The sequence below is a fragment of the Paracoccus panacisoli genome (assembly GCF_042435015.1).
GTDB lineage: Bacteria > Pseudomonadota > Alphaproteobacteria > Rhodobacterales > Rhodobacteraceae > Paracoccus > Paracoccus panacisoli.
This window is the reverse complement of the sequence record NZ_JBHMQU010000027.1, coordinates 86,151-105,073: the sequence shown is the minus strand read 5'-3', so window position 1 is coordinate 105,073 and position 18,923 is coordinate 86,151. Positions and strand designations below refer to the sequence as shown.

At 70.9% G+C, this 18,923-nt stretch carries 20 protein-coding genes; 7 read left to right on the top strand and 13 right to left on the bottom strand.

Annotated features, from left to right (window positions below; all coding sequences use genetic code 11):
• Complete coding sequence (rho, locus tag ACFHYO_RS07225; RefSeq protein ID WP_036702603.1) at positions 1 to 1,272, bottom strand: transcription termination factor Rho; 1,272 nt, start codon at positions 1,270 to 1,272, stop codon at positions 1 to 3.
• 136 nt (positions 1,273 to 1,408) lie between these two features.
• On the bottom strand, positions 1,409 to 1,861 hold the full coding sequence (locus ACFHYO_RS07220) for a CopD family protein (protein ID WP_394319390.1): 453 nt from the start codon (positions 1,859 to 1,861) through the stop codon (positions 1,409 to 1,411).
• Between the two features lie 450 nt (positions 1,862 to 2,311).
• On the opposite strand from ACFHYO_RS07220, the gene ACFHYO_RS07215 reads away from it, so the two are divergent.
• The 4 genes from ACFHYO_RS07215 to ACFHYO_RS07200 are packed head-to-tail and all read left to right on the top strand — an operon-like array spanning position 2,312 to position 5,436.
• Complete coding sequence (locus ACFHYO_RS07215) at positions 2,312 to 3,193, top strand: shikimate dehydrogenase (RefSeq protein WP_394319388.1); 882 nt, start codon at positions 2,312 to 2,314, stop codon at positions 3,191 to 3,193.
• Positions 3,190 to 3,786, top strand: coding sequence for a dephospho-CoA kinase (gene coaE / locus ACFHYO_RS07210; RefSeq protein ID WP_394319386.1), 597 nt, complete (start codon positions 3,190 to 3,192; stop codon positions 3,784 to 3,786). The genes ACFHYO_RS07215 and coaE overlap by 4 nt, the downstream gene beginning before the upstream one ends.
• Positions 3,779 to 4,492: a DNA polymerase III subunit epsilon gene (dnaQ, locus tag ACFHYO_RS07205; protein ID WP_394319384.1), complete on the top strand. Its 714-nt coding sequence runs from the start codon at positions 3,779 to 3,781 to the stop codon at positions 4,490 to 4,492. Before coaE ends, dnaQ begins: the two co-directional genes overlap by 8 nt.
• The gene (locus ACFHYO_RS07200) at positions 4,489 to 5,436 is read left to right on the top strand and encodes a YihY/virulence factor BrkB family protein (RefSeq protein ID WP_052174945.1); all 948 of its coding nucleotides are present in this window, start codon (positions 4,489 to 4,491) and stop codon (positions 5,434 to 5,436) included. Before dnaQ ends, ACFHYO_RS07200 begins: the two co-directional genes overlap by 4 nt.
• 7 nt (positions 5,437 to 5,443) lie before the next feature.
• Here the strand turns inward: ACFHYO_RS07200 and ACFHYO_RS07195 are convergent, their stop codons facing one another.
• Genes ACFHYO_RS07195 through ACFHYO_RS07185 form a run of 3 tightly spaced genes read right to left on the bottom strand, consistent with a single transcriptional unit; the run spans position 5,444 to position 7,953 of the window.
• The gene (locus tag ACFHYO_RS07195) at positions 5,444 to 7,210 is read right to left on the bottom strand and encodes a sensor histidine kinase (RefSeq protein ID WP_394319382.1); all 1,767 of its coding nucleotides are present in this window, start codon (positions 7,208 to 7,210) and stop codon (positions 5,444 to 5,446) included.
• A gap of 6 nt (positions 7,211 to 7,216) precedes the next feature.
• The gene (locus ACFHYO_RS07190; RefSeq protein WP_231555308.1) at positions 7,217 to 7,801 is read right to left on the bottom strand and encodes an RNA polymerase sigma factor; all 585 of its coding nucleotides are present in this window, start codon (positions 7,799 to 7,801) and stop codon (positions 7,217 to 7,219) included.
• A 5-nt stretch (positions 7,802 to 7,806) separates the two neighbouring features.
• Positions 7,807 to 7,953: a NepR family anti-sigma factor gene (locus ACFHYO_RS07185; RefSeq protein ID WP_036702173.1), complete on the bottom strand. Its 147-nt coding sequence runs from the start codon at positions 7,951 to 7,953 to the stop codon at positions 7,807 to 7,809.
• A gap of 91 nt (positions 7,954 to 8,044) precedes the next feature.
• On the opposite strand from ACFHYO_RS07185, the gene ACFHYO_RS07180 reads away from it, so the two are divergent.
• Complete coding sequence (locus tag ACFHYO_RS07180; RefSeq protein WP_036702175.1) at positions 8,045 to 8,848, top strand: response regulator; 804 nt, start codon at positions 8,045 to 8,047, stop codon at positions 8,846 to 8,848.
• Between the two features lie 73 nt (positions 8,849 to 8,921).
• Here ACFHYO_RS07180 and ACFHYO_RS07175 read toward each other — a convergent pair whose 3' ends face one another.
• Positions 8,922 to 9,563: a carbonic anhydrase gene (locus ACFHYO_RS07175; protein WP_394319379.1), complete on the bottom strand. Its 642-nt coding sequence runs from the start codon at positions 9,561 to 9,563 to the stop codon at positions 8,922 to 8,924.
• A 165-nt stretch (positions 9,564 to 9,728) separates the two neighbouring features.
• Here ACFHYO_RS07175 and ACFHYO_RS07170 point away from each other — a divergent pair, with 165 nt between their 5' ends.
• Positions 9,729 to 10,109 carry a hypothetical protein gene (locus tag ACFHYO_RS07170; protein ID WP_394319377.1) on the top strand — a complete coding sequence of 127 codons (381 nt, stop codon included), beginning with the start codon at positions 9,729 to 9,731 and terminating at the stop codon, positions 10,107 to 10,109.
• Positions 10,110 to 10,208: 99 nt separating this feature from the next.
• Here ACFHYO_RS07170 and ACFHYO_RS07165 read toward each other — a convergent pair whose 3' ends face one another.
• From ACFHYO_RS07165 to ACFHYO_RS07150, 4 genes are all read right to left on the bottom strand, one after another.
• Positions 10,209 to 10,823 carry a glycosyltransferase family 29 protein gene (locus ACFHYO_RS07165; protein WP_394319375.1) on the bottom strand — a complete coding sequence of 205 codons (615 nt, stop codon included), beginning with the start codon at positions 10,821 to 10,823 and terminating at the stop codon, positions 10,209 to 10,211.
• A 139-nt stretch (positions 10,824 to 10,962) separates the two neighbouring features.
• Positions 10,963 to 12,030: a glycosyltransferase family 4 protein gene (locus tag ACFHYO_RS07160; RefSeq protein ID WP_394319373.1), complete on the bottom strand. Its 1,068-nt coding sequence runs from the start codon at positions 12,028 to 12,030 to the stop codon at positions 10,963 to 10,965.
• Positions 12,023 to 13,216: an MFS transporter gene (locus ACFHYO_RS07155; protein WP_394319371.1), complete on the bottom strand. Its 1,194-nt coding sequence runs from the start codon at positions 13,214 to 13,216 to the stop codon at positions 12,023 to 12,025. The genes ACFHYO_RS07160 and ACFHYO_RS07155 overlap by 8 nt, the downstream gene beginning before the upstream one ends.
• A gap of 93 nt (positions 13,217 to 13,309) precedes the next feature.
• Positions 13,310 to 14,242, bottom strand: a complete 933-nt coding sequence (locus ACFHYO_RS07150) for a glycosyltransferase (RefSeq protein WP_394319369.1) — start codon at positions 14,240 to 14,242, stop codon at positions 13,310 to 13,312.
• Between the two features lie 122 nt (positions 14,243 to 14,364).
• On the opposite strand from ACFHYO_RS07150, the gene ACFHYO_RS07145 reads away from it, so the two are divergent.
• Positions 14,365 to 15,270: an ornithine cyclodeaminase family protein gene (locus ACFHYO_RS07145; RefSeq protein ID WP_394319367.1), complete on the top strand. Its 906-nt coding sequence runs from the start codon at positions 14,365 to 14,367 to the stop codon at positions 15,268 to 15,270.
• A gap of 10 nt (positions 15,271 to 15,280) precedes the next feature.
• Here ACFHYO_RS07145 and ACFHYO_RS07140 read toward each other — a convergent pair whose 3' ends face one another.
• From ACFHYO_RS07140 to holA, 3 genes are all read right to left on the bottom strand, one after another.
• Entirely contained in the window at positions 15,281 to 16,558 is a 1,278-nt protein-coding gene (locus ACFHYO_RS07140; RefSeq protein WP_394319365.1) for an MFS transporter, read from the bottom strand.
• 128 nt (positions 16,559 to 16,686) lie between these two features.
• The gene (locus ACFHYO_RS07135) at positions 16,687 to 17,886 is read right to left on the bottom strand and encodes a TIGR03862 family flavoprotein (protein ID WP_394319442.1); all 1,200 of its coding nucleotides are present in this window, start codon (positions 17,884 to 17,886) and stop codon (positions 16,687 to 16,689) included.
• Between the two features lie 8 nt (positions 17,887 to 17,894).
• Positions 17,895 to 18,923 (bottom strand): DNA polymerase III subunit delta, encoded by a 1,029-nt coding sequence (gene holA / locus ACFHYO_RS07130; RefSeq protein WP_394319363.1) that lies wholly within the window; start codon positions 18,921 to 18,923, stop codon positions 17,895 to 17,897.

Sequence of the window (18,923 nt, the reverse complement as noted above, 5' to 3'; positions counted from 1 at the left end):
TCAGGCGTTCATCGACTCGAAGAAGTCGGAATTGGTCTTGGTCTGCTTCAGCTTCGAGATCAGGAACTCGATCGCGTCCGTGGTTCCCATCGGGTTCAGGATGCGACGCAGCAGATAGGTCTTCTGCAAGTCCTTCTGGTCGACCAGCAGCTCCTCTTTCCGCGTCCCGGACTTGAGGATGTCCATCGCCGGGAAGACGCGCTTGTCGGCCACCTTGCGGTCCAGCACGATCTCGCTGTTGCCGGTGCCCTTGAACTCCTCGAAGATCACCTCGTCCATGCGCGAGCCAGTGTCGATCAGCGCGGTCGCAATGATCGTCAGCGATCCGCCCTCTTCGATGTTCCGCGCCGCGCCGAAGAACCGCTTCGGCCGCTGTAACGCGTTCGCATCCACGCCACCCGTCAGCACCTTCCCCGACGACGGCACGACGGTGTTGAACGCCCGCCCGAGACGGGTGATCGAATCAAGCAGGATCACGACATCGCGCTTGTGCTCGACCAGCCGCTTGGCCTTCTCGATGACCATCTCGCTCACCGCGACGTGCCGCGTCGCCGGCTCGTCGAAGGTCGAGGAAATCACCTCGCCCTTCACCGAGCGCTGCATGTCGGTGACCTCTTCCGGCCGCTCGTCGATCAGCAGCACGATGAGATAACATTCCGGGTGATTGCGCTCGATCGAATGGGCGATGTTCTGCAACAGCACCGTCTTGCCGGTCCGCGGCGGCGCCACGATCAGCGAGCGCTGGCCCTTCCCGATCGGCGCCACCAGATCGATGATCCGCGCCGAGCGGTCCTTCACCGTCGGATCGTCCAGCTCCATCTTCAGCCGCTCGTTCGGATAGAGCGGCGTCAGGTTGTCGAACGCCACCTTGTGGCGCGCCTTTTCCGGGTCCTCGAAGTTGATCTTCTCGACCCGCGTCAGCGCGAAATACCGCTCGTTCTCACCCGGCGCCCGAATGACGCCCTCCACGGTGTCGCCGGTCCGCAGGCTATGCTGCCGGATCATGTCCGGGCTGACGTAGATATCGTCCGGACCGGGCAGATAGTTGGCTTCGGGCGAGCGGAGGAAGCCGAACCCGTCCTGCACGACCTCGAGCACCCCGTCGCCGCCGATGTCGAACCCTTCCTCGGCATGCTCCTTCAGCAGCGAGAACATCATCTCGCCCTTGCGCATGGTCGAGGCGTTCTCGATCTCCCACTCCTCCGCCATCGACAGCAGGTCGGCGGGGCTCTTGGCCTTGAGATCGGCCAGGTTGAGACGTTCGTCGCTCATCGGTTCACCATGCGGGCAGCCGAACGCCCGGCAGGACGCAGCGACTGGGACTCGGGGTCAGGAGGATGCGGGCCGGACGGCGCGCCGGCGGCACATAGCCGAAACCCGGCCCTGAGTCAAACCGCGGCACCGCCGCTCAGAACTTGACGATCACCGACAGCACGATGACGACCATCAGCAGGGTCGGGACCTCGTTCATCATCCGGTACTGCCGCCCGGTCAGGCCCTGCCCGGCGGCCAGTCGCCGCCGCTGGATCATCAGCCAGTGATGGAACAGCGTCATGGCGATGACGCTCGCCCCCTTGGTCCACGGCCATACCATCGACCAGTCCACGATCCCCGGCGTGAAGACGAGCGCCAGACCGGCGATCCAGGTGGCGATCGATGCCGGCCCCATGATCACCCGCAGCAGCTTGAATTCCATGACCGCGAAGCTGTCGTCAGGCTCGACCCCCGCCCCGCGCCCGCGCTCGGCGTGATAGACGTAGAGCCGCGGCAGGTAGAACAGCCCTGCCATCCACGAGATCACGGCCATCACGTGGAACGACTTGATCCACGGATAAAGGGTCGCCAGCCAGTCAGAGATCATGGTGCCGCCAGGTTCAAGGACGGCCCTGCTATCTCAAAAGAAAAGAGAAGAAGAAAGGATGATGATTCAGTAGGGCCTGCGGATAAGCGAGTTCCGGGTCCCCAATCCCTCTTTTCCACAGGTTGGAGGACGCGGAAAAACCTTCGGATAATTCTGAACGATTTTGAAAACTCTTATTTCAAATCAGCAGTTTGTTGCTATCCGGAGACCTGTGGATAACTCCGATCTCCACAGCCGGTGGGAAACCTTGCTCCCGGTTTTGCACGTGTGGAAAACCGCGCGATCCAGGGCCCCGATCCGGGCCCTTCCGGCCGTCTGCCTCGCAACCTTCCGATTTCTCCGCACGCGACCCCACGTCGGACCCTGCAGCTATCCCCAGAGTCCTCCACATGCTTTCCACTCACGGTCGCCGGGGGTAAGGATTGGACCCAGCCTGACCGCCGAGGACCGATGAGCGCCGCACCGGATGCCAGCCCCCGCGACCCTGCACCGCCGCAGACCCCCGCAGCGACGATCCCCCTGGCGGGGGTGATCGGCTGGCCGGTCGCCCACTCCCGCTCGCCGCGGCTGCACGCCCATTGGCTGCGCCGCTACGGGATCGCGGGCCACTACGTCCCCCTCGCCGTCGCGCCCGAACATCTGGGCCAGGTTCTGCACGCCCTGCCGCGCGCCGGCTTCGTCGGCTGCAACGTCACCATCCCGCACAAGGAAGCCGCCCTCGCGCTCGCCGACATCGTCACCGACCGCGCCTCGCTGATCGGGGCGGCGAACACGCTGATCTTCCGCCCCGACGGGCGCATCCACGCCGACAACACCGACGGCTACGGCTTCATCGCCAACCTCCAGCAGCACGCCCCGGACTGGAGCGCGAGCGCCGGTCCCGCCGCGGTGATCGGCGCCGGCGGCGCCGCGCGGGCCGTGGTGGCGGCGCTGCTCGAATGCGGAGTGCCGGAACTGCGCATCGCCAACCGCACCCGCATCCGCGCCGACCAGATCCGCGCCGAGTTCGGCGCCCGCGTCGTCGTCTACGACTGGGCGCAGACCGGCAACATGCTCGAAGGCGCGGCCACGGTGGTCAATTCCACCTCGATGGGAATGCAGGGGACCCAACCCCTGCGCCTGCCGCTCGACGCCCTCTCACCGGACGCGCTGGTGACCGACCTCGTCTACACGCCGCTCGACACCCATTTCCTGCGCGCCGCCCGCGCCCGCGGCTGCCGCACCGTGGACGGGCTGGGGATGCTGCTGCACCAGGCCGCGCCGGGATTCGAGCGCTGGTTCGGCGTCAAGCCCGAGGTGGACGAGGCCCTGCGCGAGGCGGTGCTCGGATGACCTATCTTCTTGGACTGACTGGCGGAATCGGGATGGGCAAGACCACGACCGCGGCGATGTTCGCGGCCCACGGGGTGCCCGTGTGGGACGCCGACGCGGCCGTGCACCGGCTCTATCAGCCGGGCGGCGCGGCCGTCGCGCCGGTCGCCGCGCGCTTCCCCGGCGCGCTGGACGAAACCGGCATCGACCGCGGGGCGCTCAAGACCATCCTCGCCGCCGAGCCGGACCGGCTGGCCGAGCTCGAGGCCATCGTCCACCCGCTCGTCGCCGCCGACCGCAGCAGCTTCATCGACAGCCACGCCGCCGCGCCCGTGGTCCTCCTCGACATCCCCCTGCTGTTCGAGACGGGGGCCGAGGCGTGGCTCGACGGCGTGGTCGTCGCATCAGCCCCGCCCGAGGTGCAGCGCGCCAGGGTGCTCGCCCGCCCGGGGATGACCGACACGACGCTGGGGCTGATCCTGTCGCGGCAGATGCCGGACGCCGAGAAACGCGCCCGCGCCGACTGGATCGTCCCGACCGAGACCCTGGACGAGGCCGAGGCCGCCGTTGCCGCCATCCTGCACGACATCGCCAGCGGGGCGGCCCATGCGTGAGATCGTCCTCGACACCGAAACCACCGGCTTCGACCCCGACACCGGCGACCGCATCGTCGAGATCGGCGCCATCGAGCTGATCAACTACCTGCCGACCGGCCGGCATTTCCACGTCTACATCAACCCCGAGCGCGACATGCCGGCCGACGCGCTGGCCGTGCACGGGCTGACCTCGGCGTTCCTCTCGGACAAGCCGCGCTTCGCCGAGATCGTGGCCGATTTCGTCGAGTTCGTGGGCGACGCCCGGCTGATCATCCACAACGCCCCCTTCGACATGAAATTCCTCAACTGGGAGCTTCGCCGCGCCGGCCGCCCCGCACTGCCGATGAGCCGCGCGCTCGACACGGTGGCGATGGCGCGCGAGAAGTTTCCGGGCGCGCCGGTGTCGCTCGACGCGCTCTGCCGGCGTTGGGGGATCGACAACTCGGGCCGCACGCTGCACGGCGCGCTGCTCGACAGCGAGCTGCTGGCCGAGGTCTATCTCGAGCTGATCGGCGGCCGCCAGCCGGACCTCGTCCTCGTCGCCAGCCCCGGGCAGCGGACCGAGGCGCAGCAGCAGGTCTCGACCGGTCCCCGCGCACCGCGCCCTGTTCCGCTCGCGCCGCGCCTCACCGCGGCCGAGATCACCGCCCACGCCGCCTTCGTCGCCCGGATGGGGGAAAAGGCGCTTTGGCACCGCTATCAGCCGGCCGGAGGCGCGACATGATCCGCTCTGCGTTCCGCTGGCTCGTCGACTACATGCACGACAGCTGGCACTTCATCACCGCGCTGTTCGAGCGGATGGACAAGATCCACATGGGCCTGATCGCCGCGGGCGTGGCCTTCTATGCGATGTTCGCGGTGTTCCCCGGCATGGCGGCGCTGATCGCGCTGTGGGGGCTGTGGTTCGATCCGGCGATCATCCAGGACTACGACCGCTACGTCGACGACTTCATCCCCGGCGGCGCGGCCGAGATCCTGCATTCGCAGATCGACGCGCTGACCTCGGGCGGGCGCACCCAGCTTGGCTGGGCCTCGGCGATCTCGTTCGTGGTGGCGACCATCGCCGCGCGGGCCGGGGTCGACGCGCTGGTCCGCGGGCTGAACGCGGCCTACGGGGTGCGGTCCCACTCGACCCTGACCGGGTTCGTGCTCGCCTATGTGCTCACGCTCGCCATCGTCGGCGTGGTGCTGATGGGGCTTGCCACCATCGTCATCGTCCCGCTGGCGTTCAACTTCCTCGACTACGGCCCGCTGCGTAGCTGGCTGGTCAGCTCGGTGCCGTGGGTGGCGATGTTCGCCATCGTGATGATCGGGATCGGCATCCTGTACCGCTACGGGCCGAACGTCAAAACCCCGCGCACGCCGATCTTCACCTGGGGCTCGCTGTTTGCGGCCCTGGCCTGGGGCGCGGCGTCCGTGGGGTTCTCGGCCTATCTCGCCAGCTTCAACAGCTACAACCGCATCTACGGCTCGATCGGGGCGGTGGTGGCGCTGCTGATGTGGTTCTATCTCGCCGGGTTCTCGGTGATGCTCGGGGCGCTGATCAACGTTGAGCTGGACCGCCACCGCCGCTTCGTCCAGGCCCGCAAGGCCCGCGCGCTGGCCCGCGAGATGGCGCAAGAGCGGGCCGCGGCGGCCCGCGCCCCAGCGGCAGACACCAGCGCCTGATTTTCCCCTAGTGCCGGGCGCCCGGGCGCGCGGCCGAGGTGAGCACGACCTGCCGCGCCTCTTCCTCTTGCGGGGTGTGCGAGATGTCGGGACGGAAGCGCAGCGCCAGCCGGTAGGTGCCGTCCTCGATGTCGATCTCGGCGTCGCTGTCGAGCTGCATGGCGAACGCCTCGATCAGCTGGCTGCCAAGCCCGGTGCCGTCGTGGTCGGGCTGCACCGCGCCCAGCGAGTTCTCGATCTCGAGCACCGCCCAGCCTTCGGGGTCCATGCGCAGGCTGATGCGCACGAACGGCCGCGCCCCGTCCGAGGCGCCCGCGTATTTCAGCGCGTTGGTGAAGGCCTCGGTCGTCAGCAGGGTCAGCGGCACGGCCTGGTCGGGCTGCAGCACCAGCGGCTCGAGCTCGGTCTGCACGTCCATCGCCGCCCCGGTCATGATCGAGGCCGACGACATCTGCCCGATGATCTCGCCGATCAGCCGGTCGGCCGAGACCGAATCGAGGTGCTCGGCCTGGTAGAGGTTCTTGTAGATGGTGGCGAGCGACGCCACCCGGTCCTGCACCGAGCGCAGCACCCGCTTGGCGTCGGTGTCGTCGATCATCCGGCTCTGCATGTTGATGATCGAGGCGATGAGCTGCAGGTTGTTCTTGACCCGGTGGTGCACCTCTTTCAGCAGAACGGTCTTTTCCGCGACCGCCTCCTCCATCGCCGCCTCGTCGCGGATCAGGATGCGGGCCATATTGTGGAAGGTCGCGCTCACGTCGCGGATCTCGGCCGGCGCGGCCTCGAGCACCGGCGGGGGTTTGCTGCGGTCGCCGAGCGCAAAGCGGCGCATCTGCCCGCGCAACTCGCGGACATGGCGCAGCACCAAGCGATAGACGGCGAAATACGCCACCCCCAGCGACGCCGCCCACAGCGCCAGCGGGAACAGGATCGCGGCAAAGCGCGAGAGGTTCAGCCCGGCGATGCCGGTCTCGCGCGGGCTCCAGCTACCCAGCGCATAGACGAGGTCGGGGACCACCGGCACGACGGCGAACACCCGCTGCTCGCCCGAGTTCGAGCGCGCCCGGAACGACGTGTCCGAATGGCTGACGAGCGAGGCAAGCGTTTCGCCCTGCGGCAGGATCGGGGTCGGGTCGCCGGTCGCGCCGAGATCGCCCGACAGCGCCTGCCCGGCCCGGTTAAAGGTGAGGATGCGCGCGCCCTCGGCCCAGTAGGATTGCGAATGGGTCGAGCGTAGCAGGTCCTGCGAGAGCGACAGCGCGACATAGCCCAGAAGCTCGGTGCCCCGGAACAGCGGCTGCGAGACGATGACCACGTCCTCACCCGAGGCCGTGCCGCGGGCCGCGGCCGAGATGAGAGTCCCCGGGTCGCGCATAAACGCCTGGTAATGCGGCGAGCCGGTCAGGTCGATGACCCGCCCGGTGGACGAGCAGACATTGCGGCCGGCCAGGTCGGTGAACCCGGCGTAGACATAGGTCGCGCTGCGCTGGACATACTGGTGCATCGCTTCCGAGCAGGCTGCGGGATCCTCGATCAGCGTCAGGATCGAGGCGCCGAGCGCGTCGGCGGTGCCGATGGTGCTTTGCAGCAGCGCCCGTTCACCCGCCGCGGCGGTCGCCGTGCGGCCCTGCAACGCCAGCTCGCTCGACCGTTCGGCCTCGCGCGACAGGTGCAGGGTCTGGATGATCGAGATCATCCCGATCGGCAGGATGGCGATGCTGAGCAGCGCCCCGAGGCGGAAGCCGAGCCTGCCCGCAATGCCGTTCCACCGCATGACAGCCTACCGCGAGACGGGCTGGTTCACCGCCATCACGGCCAGCGTCGAGGCGTCGGTCATGTCGAGTTCCTCGCCCTCGGCCATGTGCATCAGCTCGGCCAGCTTGCGGCGGCCGCGGTTGGCGCGTGACTTGACCGTGCCGACCGCGACCCCGGTCATCGCGGCCGCTTCCTCGTACGAGAAGCCCGAGCCGCCGACGAGGATCAGCGCCTCGCGCTGCTCATCCGGCAGTTGCTGGAACGCGGCCTTGAAGTCGTTCATGGCCAGCCGCCCGTCATGCTCGGGGCGCGTCGCCTGACGCGCGGCGTGGATGCCGTCGCTGTCGTTGACCTCGCGCCGGGTCTTGCGGCGGGCGGAATAGAAGGTGTTGCGCAGAATGGTGAAGAGCCACGCCCGCAGGTTCGTGCCGGGCTGGAACTTGTCCATGTTGGTCCACGCCTTGACGATGGTGTCCTGCACCAGATCGTCGGCCGACGCGCCCTCGCGGGTCAGCGACAGCGCAAAGGCCCGCAGCGCGGGCAGGTGATCCACCAGCTCGTCGCGCGGATTGCCGACGGCGGCGGGCCGGGGAGAGGCCGCAGATGTCATGGGACTCATTCCTGCTCGCGCAGGCGCTCGAGAAGCGAAAGGAACCTGTCAGGCACGTCCTGCAAGGCATCCTGTTCATAGACGCGCCGGAGATTCTCGTCGATCTGCTTCTCCAGGGCGGCGCGCTTCCGTTCTTCCCGCCTCGTGTTCATATATTTGTTTGTCCCGGAAATCTTGTGTGCACGTTGCCCAACCGTTACAGCACCTCAAGGTTCCCCGACAGGGATCAAATTGAGGAAAGCCATGTCCGCAGCTGATCTTGCGCAATCCATCGGCCGCGAGCTGCCGTATCTGCGCCGCTATGCACGCGCCCTGACAGGCAGCCAGACCGCCGGCGACAACTACGCCGCCGCCACGCTCGAGGCGATCCTCAGCGACCGTTCCCTGATGGACGGCGAAGAGACCCGCATCGGGCTGTTCCGCACTTTCCACGCCATCTGGCAGAGCTCGGGCCAGCCGGTCGCCGCGGACGAACAGTCCTCGCGCGAGGCCGTCGTCCAGCAGCACCTGCGCGGCCTGACCGCCAACTCGCGCGAGGCGCTGCTGCTGCGCACGATCGAAGAGCTGCGCTACGACCAGATCGCGCGGATCATGCAGACCGATCAGGACGAGGCTGAAGAGCTGGTCCAGATCGCCCTGAACGAGATGGGCCGGGCGATCCGTGGCCGGGTGATGATCATCGAGGACGAGACGATCATCGCCATGGACCTCAAGGGCATCGTGCAGGCGATGGGGCACGAGGTGACCGGCATCGCCCGCACCCACACCGCCGCGATCGAGCTGGCCGGCGACCGCCGCCCGGACCTGATCCTCGCCGACATCCAGCTGGCCGACGGCTCGTCGGGCATCGATGCGGTGAACGAGCTGCTCGGCAGCATGGGCGACCTGCCGGTGATCTTCATCACCGCCTTCCCCGAGCGGCTTCTGACCGGCGACCGGCCCGAGCCTGCGTTCCTGATCTCGAAGCCCTATTCCGAGGAACAGGTGCGTTCGGCGGTGTCGCAGGCGATGTTCTTCGCCTCGACCGACGGGCTGGGCGTGGCCTGAGCCATCCCCCCTTTTGGAATGACCAACGGCGCCCCGCGGGGCGCGGTTTTCGTTTCCGGCCGAGTGCGGGCCCTCAGACCGGCACGTAGCGGTCGCGGTCGAGCATCGTCAGCTCGCCCTCGCGGATGTCGTGCATCAGCCCGTGCAGCGTCAACTGGCCGGATTCGACCGCCGCCACCACGAAGGGGAAGGTCAGCAGGTTCTCGAGCGACACCTTCACCGCTACCCGTTCGAGCGCCGGGACCTGTTCCTCGAGCGGCAGGTCGCGGACCTGCTCGTAGCCCGGGCGCAGGATGTCCATCCAGCGGCCGACGAAGCTCGTCGCCTCCTCAAGCTCGGGGGCGGCGCCCGAGCACATGGAGTGGCAGCCGGCGACACCGCCGCACTGGCTGTGGCCCAGCACGATCAGATGCGCGACCTTGAGGGTGTTGACGGCATATTCCACCGCCGCCGAGGTGCCGTGCTGCAACCCGTCCGGCGCATAGGGCGGCACGAGGTTGGCGACGTTGCGGTGGATGAAGAACTCTCCCGTGTCGGCGCCGAAGATCGAGGTGACGTGGACCCGGGAATCGCAGCACGAGATCACCATCGCCCGCGGCCGCTGCCCCTCGTCGGCGAGGCGGCGGTACCAGGCGCGGTTTTCCGCGTACGAGGTCGCGCGCCAGCCGTGGTAGCGCTGGACCAGATAATGCGGCAAGGGACGGGCGTTGAGCATCGGAACTGCCTCTCTCGCGGGTGGCTGACGGCCGGACTGCCCGTCGAGATAACCGCCGGACGCCTAAACTTCGAGAGGTTTCTCGCGGCCGCAGCAAGGATTTCTTACCGGCTTGGCGCCATCCTGCCCGGACGTGTGGGGACACGTGGGAAAAGGGGTGACGTGATGGGGAACCTGACGGTTCTGGCCATGCAGGAGCCTGTGCAGGTCGATGTGCGACGGCTGGGCGAGATCGTGAACGAGCTGGGCGAAAGCGCGGCGCAGACGATCATCTGCGCGGCGATGGAGCAGCTGGCGGCGGCGCTGGCCGGCGCGCGCGAGGCGGCGATGGCAGGCGACATGGCGCGGCTGGCCGAACGGGCCGAGCTGCTGTCGCGGCTGGCCTGGCAGGTGGGCCTGCCGGGGCTGGCCGGGGTGGCGGTCGACGTGCTCGCCTGCGCCGAGCGCCGCGATGCGACCGGCCTGGCGGCGACGCTGGCGCGGATGATGCGGATAGGCAACCGGTCGTTGACCGAGATCTGGGACGGCACGCTGCCCACGGGCTGACGCCGGCGCCGCCGCACCCGGTGGCGCTGCCGGCGGGGAAACTGGGCCAGATAGAACCCTGCCAGCGGGCGCGGGCCCGGCGCAGGCGCGAGCGATTGCTCAGGCGATCCTGAGCCGCGCTTCCGCCTCGGCGCGGGCGGCAAACCACGCCGCCTCGGCCGCGAAGTCATGCGGCACGTCGGCCTTGCCGCGCGAGCCGCTGAGCGACAGCGAGGCGAAGAAGTCGAAGCCATAGAGCGTCAGCGCCGCCACCGGCGCCGCCAGCACCAGCGCCGCGGTCATGATGCCGGTCGAGGGCGGCGCGCCGAGCGTCTGCTCCAGTTCGCGGACCGCGGGCAGAGGGTGCAGGTAGAAGCCGGGGCTGTGCGCCGTCTGCCAGTCCAGCCGCTTGCGCTTGGGCGACATCCACAGGATGCGCCGCGGCGCGAGGCGGGCGCGGTCCTCGGCGGGCAGGCGCATCGCCAGCGCCAGCCAGTCGGTGCGGCTGCCGTGGCTCGCCGGATCGGGCATCGGCGCGCGGTTGATGCGGATCACCAGATCGGCCGCGTCGATCGCCGCGCCGTGCCGCGCCTCGGCCAGCGCCCGCGCGTTGCCGACCAGCGCCACCCGCTGCCCGGCCAGCGCCTGCTCCAGCGCCGCCGGGGCGACCGAGAGGGTCTTGAGCAGCCCCTCGTTGCGAAGCGTCCGGGCGGCGTAGAAACGAAGCGGGGTCATCGGGGCACCTTTCGCGCCATCATGACGCGCCCGCCGCGGCGGCGCCAGAGGCTGGGCCCGACGCGCGCCGCGCCCCCTCGGGCTGGACCCAAATATCCCCGCCGGAGGCATCCGGCGCCCCAACCCGCGCCCCGCCGGGTTAGCGCGCCCCCGCCTCGTCCAGCAGGCGCCGATAGACCCCGACGATGGCCCGCGCCTCGGCCTCGATCCCGTGGTGCGCCGCGACATGGGCGCGCGCCGCCTCGCCCGCGAGCGCTCGCCCCGCCGGATCGCCGAGCCAGCGGTCGAGTGCCGCCGCCAGCGCTTCCCCGTCGCCGGCGTCGATCAGCGTGCCGGTCTCGCCGTCGCGGATCAGCGCCTCGTAGGCCCCGACCCGCGCCGCGACCACCGGCACCCCGCAGGCCATCGCCTCGAGCGGGGTGAGGCCGAACCCCTCCCACCGCGCCGGGGCGGCGAAAAGGTCGAGCGCCTGGTAGTGGCGGACCACCGCCTCCCACGGCAGTTCGCCGAGGAAGCGGATGCGGTCCGACAGGCCCGCCGCGGCGATCCGGGCGATCAACGCATCGGCGAAGCCGCGGTTGTCGGCGGTGATCCGGCCTGTGAAGACAAGCTGCGCGTCCGGGTGGCGCGGAAAGACCTCCAGCGCGGCCTCGACCAGCAGATCGACGCCCTTCTGCGCCCGGACCCGGCCGAAGCAGCCGATCAGCACCGCGTCGGGGTCGAGCCCCAACGCCCGGCGCAACGCCGCGCGGTCGGGGGCGGGGTGGAAGACCCCGGTATCGACCCCGTGCAGGATGACCGTCGCGGGCCGCTCGAGGTAACTCGCCGCCTGCGGCGAGGTGGCGATCAGCGCGTCCTGGCGGCGGATCAGCCAGCGGGTGAAACCGGTGTGGCGGCGCTGCGCCGCGCTGGTGAAGAGCAGCCGGTAGCGCCGCCCGAGCAGGTGGCGCACGATCAGGCCCAGCGCCATCTCGGTATTCCGCCGCGCGTGCCAGACCCGCCAGCGGTCGCGCGGCAGGGTGGCGGCGCGGGTCAGCGGAATGTGTGGCAGCTCGGGCGGCAGCCCCGGCCCGGTCGCCACGATGCCGATCATCCGTGCCTGCACCGGGATCAGCCGCACCACCGTGGCGGTCACCCCCGACAGGCGGCGCTTGAGGTTCGGGGCGACGACCTCGATCCGGTCGGGCGAGCGGGGGGTCTCAGGCATCGGCAGGCTCGGCAGGGGCGAGAAGGAAGATCGCGAAGCCGATCACCAGCGGCACGAGGAAGAACAGGAACAGCATCGCGTAGGCCTCGGGCGGGGCATAGCGCGCCTCGGCCGCCGCCGACAGCGGGCGCGAGGCGAACTGCATCATCCCGACCCCGCCGATCGAGGCCATGTTGAGCAGCGTCATCCCCCGCCCGACCAGCGCGGGCGACAGGAACCGCCGGGCATGGGCCATGAGCAGCGTGTAGTTCGTCCCCGTCAGCCCCACGGCGCCCAGAAGGACGATGGCCGGCGCGAGCCCCCAGTCGGGTGCGAGCCACAGGACCGACAGCGCCGCGACCGACAGCACATGGCCGATCAGCACCGCCCGCCGCACCCCGCCCACCGCAGCGACGAACGCCCCCGCGCCGAGGTTGCCCACCACCATGGCGATTCCCATGACCAGCGTGGCCCGGCCCACGGTCACGTCGTCGGCCCCGAACACGTCGCGCAGATAGGGCGAGGCCCACAGCCCGCGCAGCGCCGCCGAGCTGGCGTAGCTGACAAGGATCAGCGGCAGCATCAGCCGCAGCGTGGGCAGCGCGAACAGCGCCGACAGCCGCCCCCGCGGCGCGCCCCCGTGGTGGACCGGGTCGCGCACCGTCAGCGCCAGCGCCGCCGCCACGGCCAGCGTCACCGCCGCCATCAGCCACAGCGATTCCCGCCAGCCGATGGCATAGATGAGTGAGACGAGCGGCGCGGCGCCGAGGATGTTGCCCGCCGAACCCAGCCCCACCATTGCCCCGGTCAGCGCCCCGAACCGCGCCGGCGGGTAGTCATGGGCGAAGATGTAATAGGCCGCCATCAGCGCCGGCGCACAGCCGATCCCGATCAGCCCCATGGCGACGTGCAGGTGCCACGGCGCCTGCGCCAGCGCAAAGACCGCGGCCCCGCCGGCGCCACCCAGCGCCAGCACCACCGCCGCGGTCCGGCGCGGCCCGATCCGGTCCAGCGCCCAGCCCACCGGCAGCTGCATCAGCGCGAAGGTCAGGAACCACATCCCCGACGACAGCGCGAGATCGCCGGGCGTCGCCCCCAGCTCGGTCTGCAGCGTCTGGCTGAGGACGGCGAGGAAGGCGCGGTAGAACTGGCTCAGCGTATAGCCGAGCGTCAGCGCGATGATCCCGGCGTTGAGAAAGCTCGACATGGTGCCCTGCGTGATGGTCGCGCCGACGCTGGGCCAAGCGCCGCCCGGTTGCAACCCGAGGCGGCCCACCACGCTAGCAGACGCGCCACGCTCTCAGAGCCGCCCCAGCGTCGCGGCAAGCCACAGCGCCGCCTGCGACACCGGCCCCTGCCGGCGGAACCCGCCGCGGGCCATCGCCACCAGCCGGTCGGCCATCTCGCCATGATGCAGCGCCGTGAAGGCGTCGAGCACCCGGCGGTTCTCGTCGGTCAGAAGGTGCCGCACCGGCGTCAGCGCGGCGAGCGTCTGCGCCCCCCATGCGCGATGGCCGCCGCCGAGCATCCGCGTGAAGCTCTCGAGCCGCGCCCGCGGCCCGGCGTTGCCGCCGACCACGTTGCCCTCGTGCTGGCGGTAGAGCACCGTCTCGGCCGGATCGAGGATCACCGTGCCCCCCGCCCCGGTCACCAGCTGGTAGAGCCACCAGTCATGCATCACCACCGGCGGGGTCAGCGGCTCGGCCGCGCGGACCAGCGACAGCGCCGCGGGGTTCAGCACCGCGGTGTTGCCCTGCACGAGGTTCTGCACCAGCGCGTGGCGGAAGGACGGCGGATAGGCCGGCCGCGACGCGCCGATGGGCCGCAGCGCCGGATCGCAGAGCGTGACCCGGCTGCAATAGAGCGCCGGCCGCCCGGCCGGCACCGCCGCCAGCGCCTCCAGCGCCCGGGCGAGCTTGCCTGGCCGCCACACGTCGTCCTGATCGGCCAGCGCCGCCCAGCCGGCCGCCTCGGGCACGCCCGCTAGCAGCGCGCGGAAGTTCGCCGCCGCCCCCTGCCCGGGGCCGCGGGTCAGCGTCACCCGCCCCGGATGGGCGTCGGCGAAGCCGCGCACGATTCCCGGCCCCGCATCGGTCGAGCCGTCGTCCGAGACGACCAGCCGCCACGGCACCTCCTGCGCGGCGATGCTGTCGAGCTGCGCGCCAAGGAACCGCTCGCCCTGATAGAGCGCGAGCAGCACCACCCCCGGTGGGGGCGATCGGGTCTCTGGCATCCCGGATCCGGTCATTGCGCCCTCGGCTCTGGCAGATGAGCGCCCAACCGTCTAGCCTGAGCGGCACGGCGGCCCGCCAGAGGCCGCGCCACAGACCTCGCCGAGCAGGACAGGGACAGACCATGCAGATCATCGGACCGGACATCGAACCCCAGCTCGACTGGATCGCCCTGACCGACGCGCTCGCCCAGGGTCACGAGCTGCCCCGCGCCGAGGTGGCCGACAGCTTCCTCTACCGCGGCGACGACACGCTGCTGACCCGCAGCGCCTGGATCGACGGGCTGGGGCTGGCGATCAAGCCGGCGGCGATCTTTCCCGGCAACCCGCGCCGCGGCCTCACCATGATCAACGGCGTCGTCAACCTGCTGGACGATGTGAGCGGAGAGCTGCGGGCGCTGGTCGATTTCCACCTCGTCACCAAGTGGAAGACGGCGGGCGACAGCCTGCTTTCCGCGCGCCGGCTGGCGCGGCCGGATGCGCGCCGGGTGCTGCTGATCGGCGCGGGCCACGTGGCCGAAAGCATGATCGACGCCTACCGCGCCATGATCCCCGATGCCGAGATCAGCATCTGGAACCGCTCGCCCGAGGCCGCCCGCGCGCTGGCCGACCGGCGCGAGGCGCGGGCCGTGGCCGACCTCGAGCCCGCGGTCCGCGACGCCGAGATCATCGCCACCGCGACCATGGCCACGAGCCCGGTGCTGCACGGCGAGTGGATCTCGCCCGGCACCCACGTCGACCTGATCGGCGCCTATCGCCCCGACATGCGCGAGAGCGATGACGAGCTGCTGCGCCGCGCGCGGCTGTTCGTGGACAGCCGGGCCACGACCATCGGCCACATCGGCGAGATCCAGATCCCGCTCGACGCAGGCACCATCCGGGAAAGCGACATCCTCGCCGATTTCTACGACCTGCCGGCCGGGGCCTATGGCCGGCGGTCGGATGACGAGATCACCGTCGCCAAGAACGGCGGCGGCGCGCATCTGGACCTGATGACGGCGCGCTACATCCTCTCGGCGGCCGAAGGCTGAGCGCCGTCCCTCAGGCCGCCGCCGCCGTGCCGCGCGGCAGGGCGGCCGAGGGCGCCTCGCGCACCGGCAGGTGGATGAGCGCCGAGAAGGCGCCGACGCCCACGCCGACCCACCAGACCAGCGTGTAGTCGCCGTAGAGGTCATAGAGCTTGCCGCCCAGCCAGACGCCGAGGAACGACCCGAGCTGGTGGGACAGGAAGACGAAGCCGTAAAGCGTCCCCATGTAGCGCAGCCCGTAGATATAGGCGACCAGCCCCGAGGTCAGCGGCACCGTGGCCAGCCACAGCGACCCCATCGCCAGCGAGAAGATCAGCACCGTCGCGGGGGTGATCGGGGTCAGGATGAACCACGCCGCGACCAGCGTCCGCAGCGCATAGATCCCGGCCAGCAGGTACTTGCGCGGATAGCGCTTCCCCAGCCACCCGGCGAGGATCGAGCCGCCGATGTTGGCCAGCCCGATCACCGAGATCGCCACCGCGCCCAGCGCCGAGGTGGTGGTGATGCCCAGCGCGGCGAGGCTGCCGTCCGGGGCGATCGGCCCGCACATCTCGGTCACCATCGCCGGGAAATGCGCGGTGATGAAGGCGAGCTGGTAGCCGCACGAAAAGAACCCGGCGAAGATCATCAGATAGCTCGGATCGGTGAAGGCGCGGCGCAGGACGGCGCCCATGCTCTCCTCGAGCTCTGACCGGCTGGCGGGCCGGGCGTTGCCGAGCATCGGCAGGAACAGGAGAACCGTCAGCACCAGCGCGGCAAAGACCATGAACACCTGCTGCCACGGCAGGAACGCGAGCAGCCCCTGCGCCAGCGGCGCGCCGACGACCTGTCCGGCCGAGCCCGCGGCGGTGGCGATCCCCAGCGCGAGGCTGCGGTTCTCGTCGCTCGCCGCGCGGCCGACGATGGCGAGGATCACGCCGAAGCCGGTCCCGGCGATGCCGAAGCCGACCGCGACCTCCCACAGCTGCATCGCCTCGGGGGTGGTGGCGACCGCGGTCATGACCAGACCCAGCGCATAGAGCGCCGCGCCCAGCACGATGGCGACCTTGTCGCCCCAGCGCTCGGCCAGCGCCCCGAACAGCGGCTGGCCGATGCCCCAGGCGAGGTTCTGGATGGCGATGGCCAGCGAGAACTCGGCCCGCGGCCAGCCGAAGGTCTCGGCGATGGGGATCTGGAAGACGCCGAAGCTTGCCCGCATGGCGAAGTTGATGAGCAGGATGATCGACCCGCCGATCAGCACGGGGGTGAAGAGCCGCGCGGACGAGGCGCTGAGGGTCTGCGGATGCGGCATGATGGGCGCTTTCGCGGCAGGTTGATGACGCCACGTGACAGCTTGTCGCAGGGCCGGTCAATGGGACCGCCCCCGCGCCCGCTGCAGGGCGGCCATGCGTTCCGGCGAAGGCTGCCGCGCGGGGCGGTTCAGCCGGCCAGACGCTGCGCCGCGGCGAGCCCCGCATGGCGCCCGGTGGCGAGGCAGGCGGTCAGCAGATAGCCGCCGGTCGGCGCCTCCCAGTCCAGCATCTCGCCGGCGGCGAACACCCCCGGCCGGGCGGCGAGTTCAAGCGTCGGGCGCAGGCTGCCCAGCTTGATCCCGCCCGCCGACGAGATCGCCCGCTCCAGCCCCTGCACCCCGGCGTGCCGGATCGGCAGCGCCTTGATCCGGGCGGCCAGCGCGGCGGGATCGTCGGGCAGGGGCCGCCCCCACTCGAAGAGCAGCGCCACCCGGACCGGATCGCCCAGCACCCGCCGCAGCCAGTTGCCGACCGACAGCCTGCCCCGTGGCCGGGCCAGCCGCGCCGCCAGCGTGGGGGTGTCGAGGTCGGGCGCGAGGTCCACGACCCCCGGCGCCCCGTCGCGCAGCGCGGCCGAGACCTCGTAGATCCCGCCGCCCTCGGCGCCGTGGCGGGTCACCACCCACTCGCCACGGCTGGAGAGCCCGCCCGCCGCCAGCCGCGTCCCCTTGATCGCGGTGCCAAAGTGCCGGTCCATGGCGGGCGACCAGGCGACCCGCAGCCCCATGTTGGCCGGGCGGAACGGCGCCACCGCGACCCCCTCGGCGGTGAGCCACGGCACCCACGCCGCGTCCGAGCCAAGCCGCGGCCAGCTGGCTCCGCCGAGCGCCAGCACCGTGACGGCGGGGCGCAACGCGCGCACCCCCTCGGGCGTCGCAAAGCGCAGCCCATCCCCGGCGAATCCCTGCCAGCGCCAGCGGCTTCGCAACTCGACCCCCGCCGCCCCCAGCCGCGCCAGCCAGGCGCGCAGCAGTGGCGAGGCCTTCATGCCGACCGGAAAGACCCGGCCGGTCGAGCCGGCAAACAGCGCGATCCCCAGCCCTTCGGCCCAGTCCCGCACCTCGGCAGGGCCGAAGCCCGCAACGATCACCTGCAAGTCCTTCTGGCTCAAATACCCTTCGGCCTGGGCCCCGCCCCCGGCGATGCGGGCGGCAAACGCCGCCGCGGGCTCGGCGCGGGTCAGGTTCAGCCCGGACTTGCCGGCCATCAGGAACTTGCGCGCCGGGGTCGGCATCGCCTCGGCGACGACCACCGGCACGCCCGCCGCGGCCAGCGTCTCGGCCGCCATCAGCCCGGCCGGCCCGGCGCCGATCACCAGCGCCGGGATCGCCTCGCTCACCGTGTCCCCCGCGGCATCATCGCCAGCCGAATCAGCGCCCGCTCCATCACCGCCATGGCCGGCGCCCGCGACGAGGAGCGGAGCGTGAGGTCCGTCCCGACCAGCTCATGCATCGCGTCCTCGAGCGCGCGCATCCCCCAGCCCTGCGCCTGCCGCGCCATCCGGTCGCGGCGCGGGCCGAAGAGCGGCGGGCGCAGCTTGCCCAGCCCCGCCTGCACGCCGCCCGGATCGGCGGCGATGCGGTGCAGGGTGCGGAAATGGCGCAGAGCGGCGATGCAGATGGCCACCGGCGCGATGCCCTGAGTCTCGATCCGCCGCATCAGCGGGCCGAGCGCGTCGGCGCGGCCCTCGGCGGCGGCGTCGATCAGCTCGTCCACCCCCGCCTCGATGGTGGCGGGGGCCAGCGCGGCGATCTCGTCTGCGGTCAGCGGGCTGTCGTCGCCGCGCTTGTAGAGCCCGATCTTGGTCAGGGTCTGGCGGAAATCGCCCGGGTCGATGGCCCGCGACAGCGCCGAGAGGTCGCGCATCGCCGCCGGCGGGACGGCGCGCAGCCCCGCCTCGGCCAGCCAGCGGGCAATCTCTTCCTCGCCCGGCGGCTCGTCGTAGACCGGGGCGCAGACCGCCGCCTTGTGCGGCTCGAAGAGCTTGCGCAGCGCCGAGCCCTTGCCGAGCCCCGCGGCGGTCACGACGATCACCGCATCGCCATGCGTCCAGCCGTCCAGCGCCGCGGCGATGGCCGGGGCCGCGGCGTCCGTCGCCTCGTCCACCAGCACCACGCGGGGGCCGGGAAAGAACCCCACCGCCTTGATCTCGTCCATCAGCCGCGCCCCGTCGCGGCGCAGCTCGGCCCCGGCGATGCGGGTCAGGCGCATCTCGGCCTCGGCGTCCGGGCCGGTCAGCGCCGCCACCGCGTCGGCGCGCTTGAGCGCCACGCGCATCGCGTCCTGCCCGTGGATCAGCAGCGCCGGTCGGGTCGGGTCCGGCTTCGCGAGATAGCGCGCGATCTCGGCGCCCTTCAGCAGCAC